19 protein-coding genes are annotated in these 16243 nt (G+C 64.7%); 6 read left to right on the top strand and 13 right to left on the bottom strand.

Annotated features, from left to right (window positions below):
• Nucleotides 1-10: 10 nt before the first annotated feature.
• The 4 genes from ACEF39_RS12630 to ACEF39_RS12615 all read left to right on the top strand — a co-directional run bounded on the left by ACEF39_RS12630 (nucleotide 11) and on the right by ACEF39_RS12615 (nucleotide 3338).
• On the top strand, nucleotides 11-331 hold the full coding sequence (locus ACEF39_RS12630; protein WP_500285298.1) for a hypothetical protein: 321 nt from the start codon (nucleotides 11-13) through the stop codon (nucleotides 329-331).
• Between the two features lie 78 nt (nucleotides 332-409).
• A complete protein-coding gene (locus ACEF39_RS12625) occupies nucleotides 410-994 on the top strand; it encodes a hypothetical protein (RefSeq protein WP_500285297.1) in 585 nt (194 codons plus the stop codon).
• A 135-nt stretch (nucleotides 995-1129) separates the two neighbouring features.
• Nucleotides 1130-1993 carry a Smlt3025 familytype IV secretion system inhibitor gene (locus ACEF39_RS12620; protein ID WP_500285296.1) on the top strand — a complete coding sequence of 288 codons (864 nt, stop codon included), beginning with the start codon at nucleotides 1130-1132 and terminating at the stop codon, nucleotides 1991-1993.
• A gap of 19 nt (nucleotides 1994-2012) precedes the next feature.
• Nucleotides 2013-3338, top strand: a complete 1326-nt coding sequence (locus tag ACEF39_RS12615) for a Smlt3024 family type IV secretion system effector (RefSeq protein WP_500285295.1) — start codon at nucleotides 2013-2015, stop codon at nucleotides 3336-3338.
• Between the two features lie 47 nt (nucleotides 3339-3385).
• Here the strand turns inward: ACEF39_RS12615 and ACEF39_RS12610 are convergent, their stop codons facing one another.
• From ACEF39_RS12610 to ACEF39_RS12580, 7 genes are all read right to left on the bottom strand, one after another.
• Nucleotides 3386-3763: an EF-hand domain-containing protein gene (locus tag ACEF39_RS12610; protein WP_500288020.1), complete on the bottom strand. Its 378-nt coding sequence runs from the start codon at nucleotides 3761-3763 to the stop codon at nucleotides 3386-3388.
• A gap of 32 nt (nucleotides 3764-3795) precedes the next feature.
• Complete coding sequence (locus ACEF39_RS12605) at nucleotides 3796-4182, bottom strand: hypothetical protein (RefSeq protein ID WP_500285294.1); 387 nt, start codon at nucleotides 4180-4182, stop codon at nucleotides 3796-3798.
• 90 nt (nucleotides 4183-4272) lie between these two features.
• Nucleotides 4273-6225 carry a MacB family efflux pump subunit gene (locus tag ACEF39_RS12600; protein ID WP_500285293.1) on the bottom strand — a complete coding sequence of 651 codons (1953 nt, stop codon included), beginning with the start codon at nucleotides 6223-6225 and terminating at the stop codon, nucleotides 4273-4275.
• An 8-nt stretch (nucleotides 6226-6233) separates the two neighbouring features.
• On the bottom strand, nucleotides 6234-7424 hold the full coding sequence (locus ACEF39_RS12595) for an efflux RND transporter periplasmic adaptor subunit (protein ID WP_500285292.1): 1191 nt from the start codon (nucleotides 7422-7424) through the stop codon (nucleotides 6234-6236).
• Between the two features lie 136 nt (nucleotides 7425-7560).
• Nucleotides 7561-7968 carry a hypothetical protein gene (locus ACEF39_RS12590; protein ID WP_500288019.1) on the bottom strand — a complete coding sequence of 136 codons (408 nt, stop codon included), beginning with the start codon at nucleotides 7966-7968 and terminating at the stop codon, nucleotides 7561-7563.
• A gap of 336 nt (nucleotides 7969-8304) precedes the next feature.
• On the bottom strand, nucleotides 8305-9657 hold the full coding sequence (locus ACEF39_RS12585; protein WP_500285291.1) for a sensor histidine kinase: 1353 nt from the start codon (nucleotides 9655-9657) through the stop codon (nucleotides 8305-8307).
• A complete protein-coding gene (locus tag ACEF39_RS12580; protein WP_500285290.1) occupies nucleotides 9654-10328 on the bottom strand; it encodes a response regulator transcription factor in 675 nt (224 codons plus the stop codon). The genes ACEF39_RS12585 and ACEF39_RS12580 overlap by 4 nt, the downstream gene beginning before the upstream one ends.
• Nucleotides 10329-10537: 209 nt before the next feature.
• On the opposite strand from ACEF39_RS12580, the gene ACEF39_RS12575 reads away from it, so the two are divergent.
• Complete coding sequence (locus ACEF39_RS12575; protein ID WP_500285289.1) at nucleotides 10538-10819, top strand: hypothetical protein; 282 nt, start codon at nucleotides 10538-10540, stop codon at nucleotides 10817-10819.
• A 57-nt stretch (nucleotides 10820-10876) separates the two neighbouring features.
• Here the strand turns inward: ACEF39_RS12575 and ACEF39_RS12570 are convergent, their stop codons facing one another.
• The 6 genes from ACEF39_RS12570 to ACEF39_RS12545 form a co-directional block, all read right to left on the bottom strand.
• On the bottom strand, nucleotides 10877-13018 hold the full coding sequence (locus ACEF39_RS12570) for a TonB-dependent siderophore receptor (RefSeq protein ID WP_500285288.1): 2142 nt from the start codon (nucleotides 13016-13018) through the stop codon (nucleotides 10877-10879).
• Nucleotides 13019-13091: 73 nt separating this feature from the next.
• Entirely contained in the window at nucleotides 13092-13235 is a 144-nt protein-coding gene (locus tag ACEF39_RS12565; protein ID WP_500285287.1) for a hypothetical protein, read from the bottom strand.
• Nucleotides 13236-13321: 86 nt separating this feature from the next.
• Nucleotides 13322-13570: a hypothetical protein gene (locus tag ACEF39_RS12560; protein ID WP_500285286.1), complete on the bottom strand. Its 249-nt coding sequence runs from the start codon at nucleotides 13568-13570 to the stop codon at nucleotides 13322-13324.
• 127 nt (nucleotides 13571-13697) lie between these two features.
• Complete coding sequence (locus tag ACEF39_RS12555; protein ID WP_500285285.1) at nucleotides 13698-13967, bottom strand: hypothetical protein; 270 nt, start codon at nucleotides 13965-13967, stop codon at nucleotides 13698-13700.
• 144 nt (nucleotides 13968-14111) lie between these two features.
• A complete protein-coding gene (locus tag ACEF39_RS12550; protein ID WP_500285284.1) occupies nucleotides 14112-15323 on the bottom strand; it encodes an MFS transporter in 1212 nt (403 codons plus the stop codon).
• A 77-nt stretch (nucleotides 15324-15400) separates the two neighbouring features.
• Nucleotides 15401-15853: a phosphohydrolase gene (locus tag ACEF39_RS12545; RefSeq protein WP_500285283.1), complete on the bottom strand. Its 453-nt coding sequence runs from the start codon at nucleotides 15851-15853 to the stop codon at nucleotides 15401-15403.
• A 123-nt stretch (nucleotides 15854-15976) separates the two neighbouring features.
• Between ACEF39_RS12545 and ACEF39_RS12540 the strand changes: the two genes are divergently transcribed.
• The gene (locus ACEF39_RS12540; protein ID WP_223495500.1) at nucleotides 15977-16234 is read left to right on the top strand and encodes a hypothetical protein; all 258 of its coding nucleotides are present in this window, start codon (nucleotides 15977-15979) and stop codon (nucleotides 16232-16234) included.
• The last annotated feature ends 9 nt before the right edge of the window (nucleotides 16235-16243 follow it).

The raw sequence follows: 16243 nt of genomic DNA, 5'->3' as shown, positions 1-16243 counted from the left end.
AACACTCCTTATGGCCTGGATCGGCCTTCTCGTAAGTGTCCGTGAAAACGGGGGTGAACCCTTCTATATCAACCGTGACAAGGGTTACTTTGGCTCCGGTTGCTCGCATGACATCTATCTCAACAACGAGAAGGTGATGGCGATCAGGCAGGCCGAGGCGGCCACGCTCCATGTTGTTCCGGGGGCCTACTTCCTCAAACTGGAAACGGGCGGTGGTCTCTGCCCGAACATTTCCACCTCGCAGAATCTGACGCTGGGCGCGGGCGAGCGTCAGGTGTACCGCGTGCTGCTTCCCTCCGATGGTAATCTTCGCCTGACCCGAGACCAGTAAGCTGCGGGGCATTTGCCCGGCAAAGCCGACGCGCTGCTTCTTGTACACCTTGCACGGATCGCAGAGGAACATTCGCCGATGGAGTTCGAGCACTGGATAACCTGGTCACCTGGATGTTTCGAAGCCACTGCCCTTAGGCAGGGATGGCGCTTCGATGCCAGTCAAGGACTTTGGCGGATCGACATCAACCGGGTAGAAGCGCACCTGCAGCATGATCTGGCCGTTCAGCGGTTCGGTACCTCTGTTACCCATTTCATTTTCGGATTTGAGATGCATCGCATGGGCGGCGTGCTGGACGATGAATCGGTTCTGCAGTCCATGGCGGCGACACGCGATCTGACGCGCTATTATCGATCCAGACACGCGTTCCTGGCGGTTGGTCAGCTTGAATGGACGCAGGTCCGCCATCTCGATGCAACCGCCCAATGGGCCGCTTACACCTCCACTCTGCTGCATGCGGTCGACAACTGGAGTCGCCAGTCACGCAAGCCGAAGGACTTTGACGTCTCCTCATTCCGTACAGCGATTCAGCAGAGCCTGCAGGCGCTGACGGAGGATCAATACGCTGTCGATACGGAATCAATGGACCTATCGCCACCCGAGTGGGATGAAGCTGGTCGATTCATTCATCGGAACCTGGACCCCGATTCGCTCATTGATTGAACTGTCCTTGGCGCAGGGACCAAGGCCGCGGCGACCTCGGAAGTGTTCGAAATGCCTGAAGCGATATTCCCGGGGCCTGTTCCACCGACCTCAATCTTCCTATAGTGGCTCCAGACCCCGCAATGGAATGGCCCGATGCACCCGATGTCCTCCGGGCGGTGCCTGGCACTCGCAATCGCAATCGCCGTTAGTGCCAGTGCCTGCGCACGTGCGCCGTCCACCGAAAACGAAAGGAATCCTGCCATGTCCGGCGCAACGCAGACCGGCCGCACCCTCAACGGCCACACCTATACCAACGCGCCCGTGGACGTGAAGCTGGGGCCGAACACCTTCCGTATCCCCGCCAACTATCTGGACAGCCAGATCGCGCCATGGCCGGGGGAGGGCGTGACGCTGGTGATCGAATGGCCGGACATGAAGCCGACGCTACCCGGGGCCCGGGCCAATCCAAGGACCAATGATTTCCGCAAGGAAATTTCCGTTCGGATCAATTACGTTGATCGCGTTCCCATCGAAGCCTTGATGGAGCGCTATGCGTCCAACGAGGCCCTTACCGAGCCGGATTCGGTGGAACGCGGAGATCCCAGGGATAGGCTCGATCTTCGAATCCCGCAATCTGAGACGTTGGGATTGACGTCGTACGCCATCGACGAGGCGGCGATGAAGGAGTTCGCAAAGCGCTATGAGGCGCAATACGGGAAGCCGCCGGTCCGGAATCCGGCTTACGAAAGGGACTGGTACGTCGCACGGCAGGCCGATGGCCGGATCAACACATTCATCAAGTGTGATGCCAAGGGATTTCGTCAGGACGGCGTGCGGCTGGAGGGCGATCAGGTGATCAGCGTGCAAGATGAGGTGGCCGCTGGCTGTGTTCACTACTTCGTAGATGGTGACAACAAGCTCTCCGTGGTCCTCGACTATAAGAGAGCATTCCTGAAGGACTGGAAGCGCATGGAAGACGCTGTCAAGGATGTCATCACGCGCACCCGATCCAAGTGATCCAAGGAAGGAATCAGGCATGAGTGGATTGACCGAGCATGACCTCAGGATCCTTGGCAGCTATGCCAAGGAGGGCAACCGCGAGCTGTATTGGAACTACCTGTCGCAGCTACCGGGCGCCGACGGTTACGGAACGCTGGCACTGGGTGTCGTCAGGAATGACAGCCTGCCAGGAAGGGTTGCGAACAGCTATGCGCAAAGCGTCGCCAGGACGCAGCACGATGAAGGTTCCCGGTTTCCAAACGCCGTATTGACCGAGCGACAGTGGGAATCGTTCGGGCAGACACTGCTCGATAGAGATCTGGAACTACGGCAGCAGCGGATGGCCGAAGGCCGCCCGGACCTGGCGCTGAACCTGCCTGGGGCTGACGTGATGTTGGCTCATGATCGCGCTTTCGATCAGCATCACCTCGATCCCAACTGCTGGACACCCCGGGTGCTTCTTCAGGCCGCTCTGGAAAAGAGTGGCCCGCAGAAGCTGGAGCAGATCTGGACCAACATGCTCGACAACGATGGCGTAGGGCTTCCGCGGGTGGGAAGTACCAGCCGCGATGCGTTCACCCAGATGGGGTTGAGCAAGGGGAGCCAGTACATCGGCACGCTGGCGTTCCATGAAGTCAACCAGGCCCTGGGCGGCCGATCTTCGGTCGATCCCAACGTCATCGGCGGCCTCAACGACTACGCGTTGTACTTTGAGAAGGACGGCAAGTGGGCCAGTGTCACCTCCGGCGGTGGCCACAGTTCGTTGCGCGAGATCAGCGATCCGGGCCGCATCGCCGAACTCAACGATGCCCGCGAGATCCGCCTGGAGCGGCAGCAGAAGGCCACCCAGTTCCACCCGGAAGATCCTTATCGCACCATCACCCGCAGCCCGTTCACTGCATCGGTTGACGGCGTGCCCGACCTCCAGCGCGGCGCGACGCGTCTGGCAGACATCGGACCGGGCCACGCCGATTACGGTCTGTTACAGCAGGTCAGCGGGCATGTCGCCGGCATCGATGCGGCAGCGGGGCGCACGCCGGATGAGAACAGTGAGCGGCTGACTGCCAGCGTGATGGCCCTGGCGCGGCAGAACAACCTGGACCGTGCCGACCATGTGCTGCTCAGCGCACAGACCGCGGACAGCCCGGCTGGCCGCAACGTGTTCGTGGTGCAGGGTGATATGAGCGATCCGGCGCACCGGAGGGCGTCCATGCCCACTGATTTGGCCGTGCAGACACCGGTGGAGCAGTCGTTGCAGCGCCTGGAGCTGGCCAGCGCGGAACGGCAGCAGGCCGTGTCGCAACGCCAGCAGCAGGAACTGGACAACCAGGTGCGCGAGCATCCGCAGATGCGCATGGCGTAGTGCGCGGCAGGGCGGAGCAATGGGGTGTTCCCATTGCCCCGCATCAGTCACTTGCCCGGTGCGTCCGCCGTCTGCGCAGCCACCATGGCCTGCTGCATTTCCTTCAGCGACAGGTAGCCGTCACCGTCGGTATCCAGCCCCGTGAAGTACTTCGCGATCTCCGGCACCACGGTCGCTTCTTCCTTGCTGATCTTCCCGTCCTTGTTCTTGTCCATCGCAGCGAACGCGGCATCGATCGAGTCAGCCTGCTTGCTGAAGCGCGCCTGCTGATAGGCGCTGAACTCGCCCTTGTCGACGCGACCATCCTTGTTGCTGTCCATCGCGGTGAACGTGGAATCGATATAAGCCTGTTTCGGGTCGGCGGGCGCGGCCTGTGCAATCAGCGGGGTAGCGCACAGCGCGATCAGCATGGCGGTCTTTTTCATATGCATTGCATTTGGTCCTTGAAGAAGTCGAGTCAGCGGCAGGGGTAGGTGTAGCCATCTCGGTCGCGATAGCTGTCGGTACGGCGGTCGTAGTTGCCGTAGCGGTTCATGCAGTAGTCGGCGCGCTCGCGGGTCTCGCGTTCGCGCTTTGCCGCCGCCGCGATCACGCCGGCCACCACGGCGGCACCCACTACGCCCACCACCACGCCTGTGGTCTTGGCGTCGTGTCGGCGCTCACGTTCCCGCTCCCGTTCTCGGCGCTGCCAGTCATCGCGATCACGATCACGATAGTCCTGGTTCCATTGCGGGTTGTAGCGGTCGCCACGCTGCGCATGGGCATCGCCGGAGTAGGGCATCAGCACCAGCAGTTGTGTGGCTGCTGCCAGCAGCAGCGCAGTTTTTCCTGTTTTCAGAAACATCGTCCAGCTCCTGTGCGGACATCGTCGGTAGCTGCAGTACACACCGCAGACATTGCGCGAACCTGCCGTCACTGCAGGCAATTGCAGCGCCTACCGGACCAGCGCTTCCACCGGATCCAGCTGCGCCGCGCGACGCGCAGGCAGGAAGCCGAAGCCGATACCGATCAGGCTGGAACATGCGAACGCCGCAATGATCGAGTTCGCCGAGAACACCAGGCTGAAGCCCACGTCGGCCAGTGCCAGCACTGCGCCCAGCAGCAACGCCACGCCAATGCCCAGCACGCCGCCGAGCAGACATACCAGCACCGACTCGATCAGGAACTGCTGCAGGATGTCGCTGCGGCGCGCGCCCACGGCCATGCGTACGCCGATCTCACGGGTGCGCTCGGTGACAGACACCAGCATGATGTTCATCACCCCGATGCCACCTACGATCAGGGCGATGGCCGCGATTGAGCTGATCATCATGGTGAGGATGCCGGTGGTCTGTTCGATGGACTGGCGGATCTGCGCGTTGTTGCTCATGTAGAAGTCGGTACTGCCGTGGCGGCGCATCAGCAAGCGTGCAATGGCCTGCTCGGCCGCTTCCATGCTGATCGCATCGGATACGCGCACGGTGATGCTGGACACATGGCTCTGGCCCAGCATCCGCGCCATGGCCGTGGTGTAGGGCATCCACACCCGTAGCAGCGAGGTGTCGCCGGCCGCGCCAGCGTCCTTCTTCACCACGCCGACCACGCGCACCGGCACGTTGCCCAGCAGCAGGGTCTGCCCGATGGGGTTCTCGGCGGCGGCGAAGAAGCGCGCGCGGGTGTTGGCATCGATGATGGCCACCTGCTGGTAGCCAGCCACACCCGGTGTGCCGAAGAAGGCGCCTTCCCCCAGCTTCAATCCATGCACGCGGAAGTACTGTTCGCTCACACCCTGCACCTGCACGCTGGCCGAGCGGTTGCCGCGCAGGGCGGTACCCGTGCTGGCTACGCCAGGGGTGGCACTGTCCACGAACGGTTGCCCGGCGAGGGCTGCGCTGTCGCCCGGAGTAAGGGTCTCTACCCGCGCCGCGTGCAGATCGCCAAAGCCTGAGCCGGGATAGATCTCGATGGTGCTGGTGCCCAGCGAGGAGATATTGGACAGGATGGCCTGCCGCGCACCGGTACCCAGCGCGACCACCGACACCACCGAGGCGATGCCGATGATGATGCCGAGCATGGTCAGGAAGGTGCGCATGCGGTGTGCATTCATGGCGCGCAGGGCCATGCGGAAGGCCTCGGCGAAGCGATCGCGCACGGCCTGCCAGCCGCTGCCATCTCCGCGTTGCGGCAGAGCGGACGGTGCCACGCCCGCTGCCGACGCAGTAGCCGTGGCACGGTCATCGACAATCCGCCCATCGCGGATTTCGATGATGCGCTGAGCGTGCTCGGCCACGGCCATGTCATGGGTCACCAGCACCACCGTGTGGCCTTCGGCATGCAGTTCGCCGAGGATCTTCATCACTTCCTTGCCCGACTGTGTATCCAGCGCGCCGGTAGGTTCGTCAGCGAAGATCACCGCGCCACCATTCATCAGTGCGCGGGCAATCGACACGCGCTGCTGCTGGCCACCCGACAGCTCGCCGGGCAGATGCTGCATGCGCTCACCCAGGCCCAGCCGCGCCAGCAGTTCAGCAGCCCGTGCGTGGCGCTCAGCGGCGGGCATGCCGGCGTAGATCGCTGGCACTTCCACATTGCTCAGCGCGGTCAGATCGGTCAGCAGGTGGTAGCGTTGGAAGATGAAGCCGAAGTGTTCTCTACGCAGTTCGGCCAGCTCATCCGGCGACATCTGCGCGGTCTGGCGTCCCGCAATCTCGTACGCGCCCGCAGAGGGCCGATCAAGGCAGCCGAGGATGTTCATCAGCGTGGACTTGCCAGAGCCCGACTGGCCTACGATGGCCACCAGTTCACCGGCATGGATGTCCAGGTCCACACCGTCCAGTACCACCAGGGTCTGTTCACCGGCGGCGAATTCACGGCGCACCCCACGCACGCTCAGCAGTGGCTCGCTCATGGCTGCGCTCATCGGGGCTGCTTGGGCGCGGTGGCGGCTTCGTCGCTGGCTTGAGCCAACACGACCTGCTCGCCTTCCTTCAAGCCGCTGCGCACTTCCACCTGGATCTGGTCATCCAGTCCGATGGTGATACGCCGCGCCACGGCGCGTCCGTCTGCGCCACGCACCTGCACGGTGTAGCTGCCATCGCTGGCCCGTGCGCCCAAGGCGGCTGACGGAATGGTCAGCACGCTGTGGGCACGGCCGAGTACGATGCGCACCTGCGCGGTCATGTAGCTGCGCAGGCGGCCGTCGGCGTTGTCCACGTCGAACTGGCCGTTGTAGTACATGGCCGAACGGCTGCCACCGGAAAGCGCTGGCGACGCGAGGCTGGACGTATCTTCGTTGGTGATCGATTCGGGCGCTGGCGCGATGTCACGCAGGGTGCTGCTGTAGCGGCGGCCCGCGTCGCCAAGGATGGTGAAGAAGGCTTCCTGGCCGACCGTGGTGTGCACAACATCGGCTTCGGAGATTTCGGCGTAGACGGTCATCACGTCCTGGTTGCCCAGCATGACGATGGTCGGTGCGCTCTGTACCGCATTCACCGTCTGGCCCTGGCGGGCGACGACCGCCAGCACCGTGCCGTCGGTGGGGGCGGTGATGCGGGTGTACTCCAGGTTGGTCTGCGCGATGTCCACGTCGGTCTGCCGCTGCACGATCTCACCGTCCAGTGCGGTGATCTGTTCGCGGGTTGCATCCACCTTGGCCTTTGCAGCATCGAAGTCGGCACGTGCCACCAGTTGCGATGCCAGCAGTTGCTGTTGCCGCCGCAGGGTCAGTTCGTACTGGCGCAGATCGGTGGCCAGTGCATCGCGATTGGCGCGTGCGGTGCGCTGTGCCGCCTGCGCACTCAGCAGCGCATTGCGTTGGGTACGGGAATCGATGTCGGCAATCGGGTCACCGGCCTTCACCTTGTCGCCCAGCTTCACGTGCAGTGTTTCGATACGACCGGAGACCTGCGCGCCCACGCTCACCAATCGCGATGGCTTCAGGGTGCCGGTGGCTTCCACCACCTGTTCGATGTTTCCACTTACCACGGGCGCGAGCTGCAGTGGTGGCGGCGGAGCGGGTCGCAGCCAGAGCCACGCGGCAATGGCAGTGCACAGTACGGCACCAGCGATGATCAGCAGTCGGCGGTGCTTGCGCGGTGCGGTGCTCATCGGCACGGCATCCAGAGGGGATAGGTCATCGGTGGTCCTCGCGGCAGTAGGGATGCACGCGCCGGGTGCCGGGCGTGGATGGCCGTCGAGTCTCGATGTGCTGGATTGCGTGAACCTTGCGGCGGTGCTGTGGTTGTCAGCCCGCGGCCATGCTGCTGAGAAGCGCTACGGCGATGAACTGCAAGGCGCTGCCCAGCACCAGCAGCACGTTGCGCAGGCGGTCGGCTGTCACGCGCACGCTGCAAAGCTGACATAGGCCGCCGATCACCAGCCCGACGACAGAGAGCGTGCTGGTCGTCTGCGCGTGTACGCCTTGCATAGCCAAGGGTACCCACGCGCTACCCAGCATCGCCAATGCCGCATGCCTGTCGATGTAACGCAGAGGTGCGGGGAGCAGCCGCGATGTGCTTGATCGCCATGCGGACAGCGCGTGCAGCGCGCCATGCACGACTACAAAGAACAGCACTGCACCGGCCATGGCTGCGTGCGCATGGCGTTGCGTCGAGATCACCAGCGCACTGCCCGGCAGCAGCAGGAACAACACGGCAAACACACGCACCAGCACGTCCGGGCGTTTCGTTGCGGGTATCACGCGTAGCCACTGCGGCCAATGCGGCAGCGCGCGCAATCGATCAGCGCGCGAACGCCGATTCCAGGCAGCTGCGGTCAAACCGGATGTAGCCGGTGTCGCGCGGAATCGGGCAGAAGAGGAGGGGGGAGGAACTCCTTCGGTCACGTGCAGGCTTCCTGTCAGGACGGAACGCGATGGCACCGCAGACGCCATCGATCCGATGCTGCGCAGCGAACATTGCCGCAACCTTGCCTTCCGCCGCTGTCTGCTGCGCATGGACAGGCGGCAGTCACGGATGTGTGGGCGCCTTCAGTGCTCTAGCGGTGGCGCTGAGGTTACGCCCGGATGCTGCGGGAACTCGACGCGGATCAGCGCGCCACCACCGGCGGCATCCAGAATCGTGACGTGACCACCGTGACGGTCGATCACCTGCCGCACCAGGTTCAGTCCCAGGCCTGCGCCGGTCTGGCGGGGACGCAGCCGCTGGAAAGGCTCGAACACGCGCTCGCGCTGGTCCACCGGAATGCCGGGGCCATCGTCTTCCACTTCCAGGCAGCTGCCCTGCACCCGCACGATGATCTGGCGGCCACCGTGCTCGGCGGCATTCAACACCAGGTTGGAGATCACCCGTTCGACCGCGCCAGCCTCACCCAGCACCGGGAAGTGTGATTCCACCGCCACCGCCACCGTCTTGTCCGACTGGATCAGCAGCGGTGCCAGGTCGGCCGCCACCCGTTTGGCCACCCGGGCCAGATTGAGGGTTTCCTTCGGGCCGTCCTCTTCCATGCGATGCAGGTCCAGCAGCTGCTCGGCCAGCGTCGCCAGACGCGCGACTTCCACGGCCAGGCTGCGCGAAGTCGAATCATCAGCGGCATCGATCTTTACCCGCAGGATCGCGATCGGCGTGCGCAACTCATGCGCCGCTGCGGCGATGAAACGGCGTTGCCGCTCGTGTCCTTCATCCAACCGGCCCAATGCATCGTTGACGGCGGTCACCAGCGGCGCGATCTCCACCGGCACGGCGGTTTCAGTCAGGCGGATGCCGCGACGGCTGGCGGAAATGTTGCGGGCTTCCTGCGCGATGCGCTCGACACCGGCCAGTGCCCGCCGCACGATGATCGGGGTCAGGATGATGGTGGCCAGTGCCAGCAGCAGGAAGATCGGCAGGGTGATGATGTGCGCGGCCAACGCCATCTGCATGGTCAGCGAATCGGTTTCACCATGGGCCATGATGGTCAGATTGCCGGCCGGCCCACTGTGCTGCCGTACCACCACCGCCAGGCCATCGCTGCGATCGCGCCCGCGCAGGTCGCCATAGGGAATGCCATCGAGGGCGCCGACCAGCGAGGCATAGGCCGGTGGCACATGACCGAAGGTGACGTGGTGCCCATGCTCGTCCTCGGCGATGAACCAGGCACCGGGGACGATCTTCAGCAGTTCGGCCAGCTCCGGCGTGTGCTGCACGTACAGTTCGCCATTGCGGTCGCGGTGCACCGCCTCGGCGGCCACCGGCGCGAAGGTCTGGATGGTGTAGTAGCCACCGCTGTCGGCACGGACCAACACCATCAACAGGGCGAAGAACGCCACCAGCAGGGCCAGCAACTGGTAGATCAGCGTCTTGACGATCAGCGGGCGCTTCAACGACGGTCGACGCGCCTTCACTTGCTTTCCCGCATCAGATAGCCAACCCCGCGAATGGCGTGGATCTCCACGCATGCATCTGCATCGGCCAGCTTGCGGCGCAGGCGCGAGACGTGCGAATCCAGGGTGTTGGAATGGATGCCGTCGTCGAAGCCATAAACCGCCATCTCGATGGATTCGCGCAGCACGGTGCGGCCCAGGCGCCGTGCGAGGGCGGCCAGCACCCGGATCTCGCGCCGCGGCAGCTCCAGCCGCTGGCCGCCCACACTGGCCTCGCCCGAGGCGGGGTCGAACACCAATCGGCCGATGCTGATGGACTCCACCTGCAATCCGCTTGGGCGACGGCCCGCAGCACGGATCCGTGCGAACAGTTCCTCCAGCGCGAAGGGTTTGGCCAAGTAGTCATCGGCGCCTTCATCCAGGCCGGCAATCCGGTCCGGCAGCTGGCCCAGCGCGCTCAGCACGATGATCGGCACCCCGGGATTGCGCTCACGCAGCAGGGAAATCAACGCCAGGCCATCGCCATCGGGCAGGGTGCGGTCCAGCAGCACCAGATCGTGCAGGCCGCACAGGGCTGCCTCCCGGGCGAGTGCCAGGGTATTGGCCAGGTCCACCACGTAGCGCTCGCGCTGCAGGGCAGACTTGAGGGTGGCGGCCAGTTCGGCTTCGTCTTCGATCAACAGGATGTGCATCAGCAGGGCTTGGGCAGGAGGGGGCCGCAGAGGGCGGTTCGGCACGCGCCGGCACCGTATTACAGGAACATTGCGTGAACATGGCGTGCCTCCGCATCTGCCGGAAGGCCATGGCGGGGCGCGATGAAACCGAGGGTACGGCGCAAGGTTCACGCAATCCCGGCGCTCCAGCCTTGGCGCCCTTCGCAGTTCCCATCCCTGGAGTCACCATGAAGTTGTTCGTTCCGCTGCTGTTCCTCGCCACGCTGACCGGCTGCACCACCGCCAAGATGACCGTCACTCCCGACGGCCGCCGAGGCGTTTCCATCGACTGCAGCGGCTCCAGTTCCTGGAGCGGTTGCTACGAGAAAGCCGGGCAGATGTGCCCCGGTGGCTACGTGGTCTTCAGCAAGGATGGCGACGGGGGCAACGCCATCGCGGTCGGCAACAAGAACGGCTTCACATCCACCCAGATGGCCACGCGCTCGATGCTGGTGTCCTGCTCGGGCTGACGCCGGTCGGGGAAGTGGCCATGCCACTTCCCCGTCGCGTTGCTCTGCAGCGCTGGCCTAGAAGCTGTAACCGGCCTGCACATATACCCGGCGCGGCTCGCCCGGGAAATGGCCGTTGCGCTCGATGAATCCGCTGGCGGCATACACCTTGTCGAACAGGTTCTTGATGTTGGCCTGGAACTGCCACTGCTTCCACGTGGTTTTCCAGCTCATGTCGAACACCGCGTACGGCTTCACCCGTTGGCCATCCAGGCTGATGCGCTCATCCACGTAGTCGGCACCGAAGCCAATGGCCGAGTGGATCGCCGGCAGGTCGTAGCGCGTCCACAGGCCCAGCTTGTTGCGCGGTGCATTGGCGAAGCGATCGCCAGAGGCATTGGTGATGCCATTGGGGCCCGCGTCCTTCACCCGCGCGTCGTTGTAGGCGTAGGTCAGGTTCAGCACCCAGCGCTCGGTCACATCGGCCAGAAGATCCAGTTCCATGCCGGTGCTGCGCACCAGGCCCAGCGCCGCCAGCTGGTTCAGCCCATTGATGACCTCGCCAGTGGCCTGCACGATGTTGCTGCGGTCGATGCGGTAGGCCGCCAGGTTCAGGCTCACGCGCTCGGCCAGCAGCGATTTCATGCCCACTTCCCATTGCCTGCTGCGCTCGGCATCGAACGGGCCGCCTGCGGCGGAATCCTGGTTTGCTGCTGACTGCGGTACGAAGCCGCTGGCCACGTTGGCATACAGATTCAGACCATCGCGCACGGTGAAGGTACTGCCCAGCCGCCAGCTGATGTCGTTGCCATCCACGCTGCTGCCGGCGATGCGGTCATCATCCCTGAACCCATCCCAGCGCAGGCCGGCCAGCACGTGCCAGCGTGGGGTCAAGGCCAGCTCGTCCTGCAGGTAACCGCCATAGCGCTTGCTGCGCGTGCTGGTGCTGCGCCAGGGCAGGGTGGACAGGTTGTAATCGTGCCAGGTGCTGGCGCCATACACCGGATTGAACAGGTCGATGCCACGCACCGGGCCTGCGCCGCGGGTGAGGTCGGCGCTGTTGGCGGTCTGTGCGGTGAAATCCGCATCCAGCTGGTACACGTCCGCACCGAACAGCACCTTATGTTCGATCGCACCGGTGCTCATCCGCCATACCGCATTGGCGTTGGCGGTGAACGCCTCGTTGTCGCGGATCTGGTTGCGCAGCTGCCGGGTCATCCATTCGGCCACGCCGTCGCGGTCGCGGTCGATCAGGCCCATCGGCTCGTGGTACATCTGGTGCTCGTTGTTGCTGAACCAGCGTGCGGCGACGTCCACGTCCAGGTCGTCGTGCGGCGCGAAGCGGTACTGCGCCAGCGCCACCTTGGCACGCATGTCCAGGAAGTCGCTGGCTTCGTTGTGGTTCCAGCGGCGGTCGGTCAGGAAATTGCCGTTGTCATCGACCGGCACACCGCGCAGGCGGTTGCCGCCGAGGTTCTGGGTGATGTCGGTGAACTGCAGCGTCAGCTCGCCGGTGTCGCCCACGTCGAACGCCAGCGAGGCATCACCAATCACGCTTTCACTGTGTGTGTTCCAGCGCACGCCTTGTTCGCTGTCGCCATACAGGCCGGCGCGGTAGCGCACCGTGCCGGCTGCGTTCAACGGCCCGGTCCCTTCGATCGAACCGGCGCGGAAATCCCTGTTTCCCACCTGCAGCTCGATGCGGCGCTCTGCAATGGCCTTCGGCTTGCGGGTTACATAATTGATGACGCCACCAGCATCGCCACCACCGTACAACGCACCCGCCGGCCCCTTCAGCACCTCCACCCGCTCGATGTTGAACAGCTGTGGCACCGAGAAGCCGGCATAGGGGTCGCCACGCAACCCGTCATACAGCACGTTCTCCTGGCGGAACCCACGCAGGGTCACCCCGGCATAGCTGAAGTAGCTGATGCCGCTGATGCTGCGATAGAGATCGGTCACCTGGCGTGCCGCCTGGTCGTCGATCAGCTCGCGCGGCAGCACCTGGATGGACTGCGGCACGAGTTCCAGCGGTGTATCGGTACGGGTGGCGACAGCGGCATCATCTACCCGGTACAGCGTCTGAGCGCGGCCACGCACCTCCACCTTGTCCAGCTCCTGCACGCGGCTGGGCGGGGCGTCGGCGGCGTATCCGGGGGTGGCGAAAGCCAGTGTCGTGGCCAGGCACAGAATGCTGTGTCGGGGCAGGAAGAGGGGCATGGGGGTATCGGGCTTGTCTGCAAATGAGAAAGATTAGCATTTGCAATGAGCCGGTGCCCATCCCCCGGTTGGGTTATGACGGCATACCGGCCAATGCCACCAGCACGCCGGTGGCGCCGCGCACGATCAGCGGCACCATCGCCTGCTGCGGATCGCCGCCGAGCGAGAAAGCGCGCAGCCCCTGTTCGTAGGCGGCCACCATCGACGCCATCAGCATCGACGCACCCAGCCGCGCGTCATCATCTGCGGGCTGCCCCCCACCTGAGGCCAGGCGCAGCCCGCGCAGGGCTGCGCCGCCCTCTTTCAGAGGTCCTTCTTCTTGCCGCTCAGATCCAGCGGCTGGTCACTGCCCTTGCGCTCGCTCGACCAGACCTCGACGCTCTTGCTGCATCGACTTTCGCGGGCGGCAACCTCACGCGGCAGGTCCTTCACATGCGGCGACTCCTGGCAGGCCGCATGCATGGCCGAATCGTCATAGGTAGCACAGGCGCTGATCGACGCGACTGCAAGAACACCGAGTGCGGAGCGGAATAGGGGATGCAGGAGGCGCATGGGGGGCTCGGAAGGGGCCGGTCTGGTCATCGCATTCAATCCGTGACCCGGCACACGCGCAATCCCACTGGCAGCACTTGTTATTGAATAACAATTATGGAGATACTCGGGAGTTGCCGACTGCCGATCAGGCAATGCAGATCAGGAACACCGTCGAGAGTGCGAGCATCAACACGAACACGCGCCAACTCAGGGCCAGGCAGGTCAGGCAGGCCGCCAACGCCCAGGCCGCCAGCAGCACACATCCCAGCAACCACAGCCCGACCGTCATCATCGAACCGGCTGCTGCGGCGGACAACGCAAAGGCCTTGAAGAGCGCCACGCCCAGCACGCCGCCCAGCGCGCCGGCCCGCAGGGCAATCGCATCGTGGCAGCTGGGGGAAATCTGGCGGTGCATGAGGGGCGTGTCGCGCGTCGGAAGCTGGCGTACGCAACTCTGCAGCAAGGCGGATCTACGCCGCGTGTTCGTCAACCTGCAGTGTGGCTGCCGCTCGCGAAACGCTGCCGCCTCAGTCGACTCGCCGTCCGCCGCTGCCCGGCTTCAGCGGCTGCCGGCGACAGCGGCCTTGCGGTTCTTCTCCAGCATCACCGACACGCACCACAGCAGCAGGCCGCCGACCGCAGTCGCCGCACCGACGTAACCGGTGGTGGCTGGGCTGAAGCCGGCACTGATCGCCATGCCGCCCAGCCACGGGCCGAGCGCATTGGCGGTGTTGAACGCCGCATGGTTGGAGGCGGCGGCCAGGGTCTGCGCTTCGCCGGCCACGTCCATAAGGCGCGTCTGCAGCACCGCGGCCAGGGCGCCCATCGTACCCACGGTGATGATCATCGGGCCGATGGTCCACACCGATTCGGCAGCCAGCGGGTAGAGCAGCAGCATCACGATCGACCACGCCAGCACCACGGCGGCCGCCTTGAAGTGGAACTTGTCGACCAGCCAGCCGCCGGCGATGTTGCCGATGATCGCGCCGATGCCGAACACGCCCACCGCCAGCGGCATCCACGATTCGGCTACGCCGGTCACCTGCACCAGGGTCGGTGCCAGGTAGGTGAACACGCAGAACATGCCGGCAAAGCCCACCGCGCCGATCGACAGCGCCAGCCAAACCTGGGTGGTGTTGAATGCGCGCAGCTCGCGCATCGGCGAGGTCCGCACCTCATCCGGGTCGGGCAGCAGGAAGCGCGCGATCATCGCCACCGTGGCGATGGCCAGCACGCTGACCAGGGCGAAGGCGGTACGCCAGCTCAGCTGCTGGCCCAGCCAGGTGGTCAGCGGATTGCCGATGAGGATGGCCACGGACAGGCCGAGCAGTACGCGCGACATTGCCTGGCCGCGCTGGCCGGCCGGGCTGATCGCAGCCGCCACCAGCATCGCCACGCCGAAGTAGGCGCCATGCGGCAGGCCAGCGACGAAGCGCGCCACCAGCATCGTGCCGTAGTTCGGCGCCAATGCGCTGGCCAGATTGCCGACGGCATAGAACCCCATCAGTGCCAGCAGCAGCTTGCGGCGCGGGAAGCTGGCGCCGACGAAGGCCAGGATCGGTGCGCCCACCACCACGCCGATGGCGTATGCGCTGATCAGGTGGCCGACCTGCGTCTCGCTGATCGACAGGCCGCGGCTGATCTCCAGCATCAGGCCCATGCTGGCGAATTCGCTGGTGCCGATGGCGAAGCCGCCCAACGACAGGGCTAGGATGATGAGGGTGCGCTGGCGCGGCGTCAGCCGAGCGGCCAGAGGGGAATTGGGGCTCATGCGGGGGCGCAAAGGGGCGGGGAAGCGGCACATTGTACTGCTGCATTGCAGCAGGCATCAGCCAGCCTGGGGGTAAATCAGTGTTCGATGGGTGGTGCTGCCCGTGCTGCCTGCTGGCCAAGCGCCGCCAGGGCTTGTCGGTATTTGTCACGCAGGCGCTCGGCGGTGGCGGCTTCCAGTGACGCCAACCGCGTTTCATCGGTGTTGTCGGCGATATCGGCCAGCTTGACCTTAAGCGCGAGCGGATCCGCTGCTATCCGCGTGTAGTACGTGGCGGCATCCGCCGCAGACGTCCTGCTGAGCAACCGCACCGCGTGCTGCAACGGGTCTGGGAAGGCCTGCACCCGCTCAGCGAAGGCCGGGCAGTCCTCCAGCACATCATGCAGCCAGGCCACCGCCTCGGCTTCATCGTCGCCGCGCACGGCAGCGGCCACCCGGCCAACGTGCCCGATGTAGGGATATCCTGCCTTGTCGACCTGGCCTGCATGGGCCTCCGTTGCCAGCGTGCGTGCGCGTGCTACCCAGTCCATTGCGATCTCCCCGGTCCCAAGCGTGTATTGTCGTACGGATCGTCTGCATGCCGCCACCACGGCCGTGCAGGCATCATCGGACGCTGCAGGAATGGCATCTGGATTCCATCAGGGAGATGAAACATGCAGGAATACACCCATCAGCTGGAACTACGCGGCCGCTTCCGTCTGGTAGCGGTGACCCACGAGCCGGTGTACGCTCCCGGCGATGTGGTCGGCCATGCGGTCATCGTCGACGATGGGGAGCGTCTGACCGACCTGATGTCGTTGGCCGATGCGCGCCGGTACCTTGAGGAACTGGTGCGGGAAGAGGGCGTGGAGCCCGGGCTGGAGAATGAAGTCAACCTGCGGAGGAAGGCGTCGCAGCGACGCCGCCGCTAAGCCGTCGCG

It is taken from the genome of Stenotrophomonas indicatrix, assembly GCA_041545745.1.
Classification (GTDB): domain Bacteria; phylum Pseudomonadota; class Gammaproteobacteria; order Xanthomonadales; family Xanthomonadaceae; genus Stenotrophomonas; species Stenotrophomonas indicatrix_A.
The sequence above is the reverse complement of the archived record's forward strand: the minus strand, read 5'-3'. Positions and strand labels throughout refer to the sequence as shown.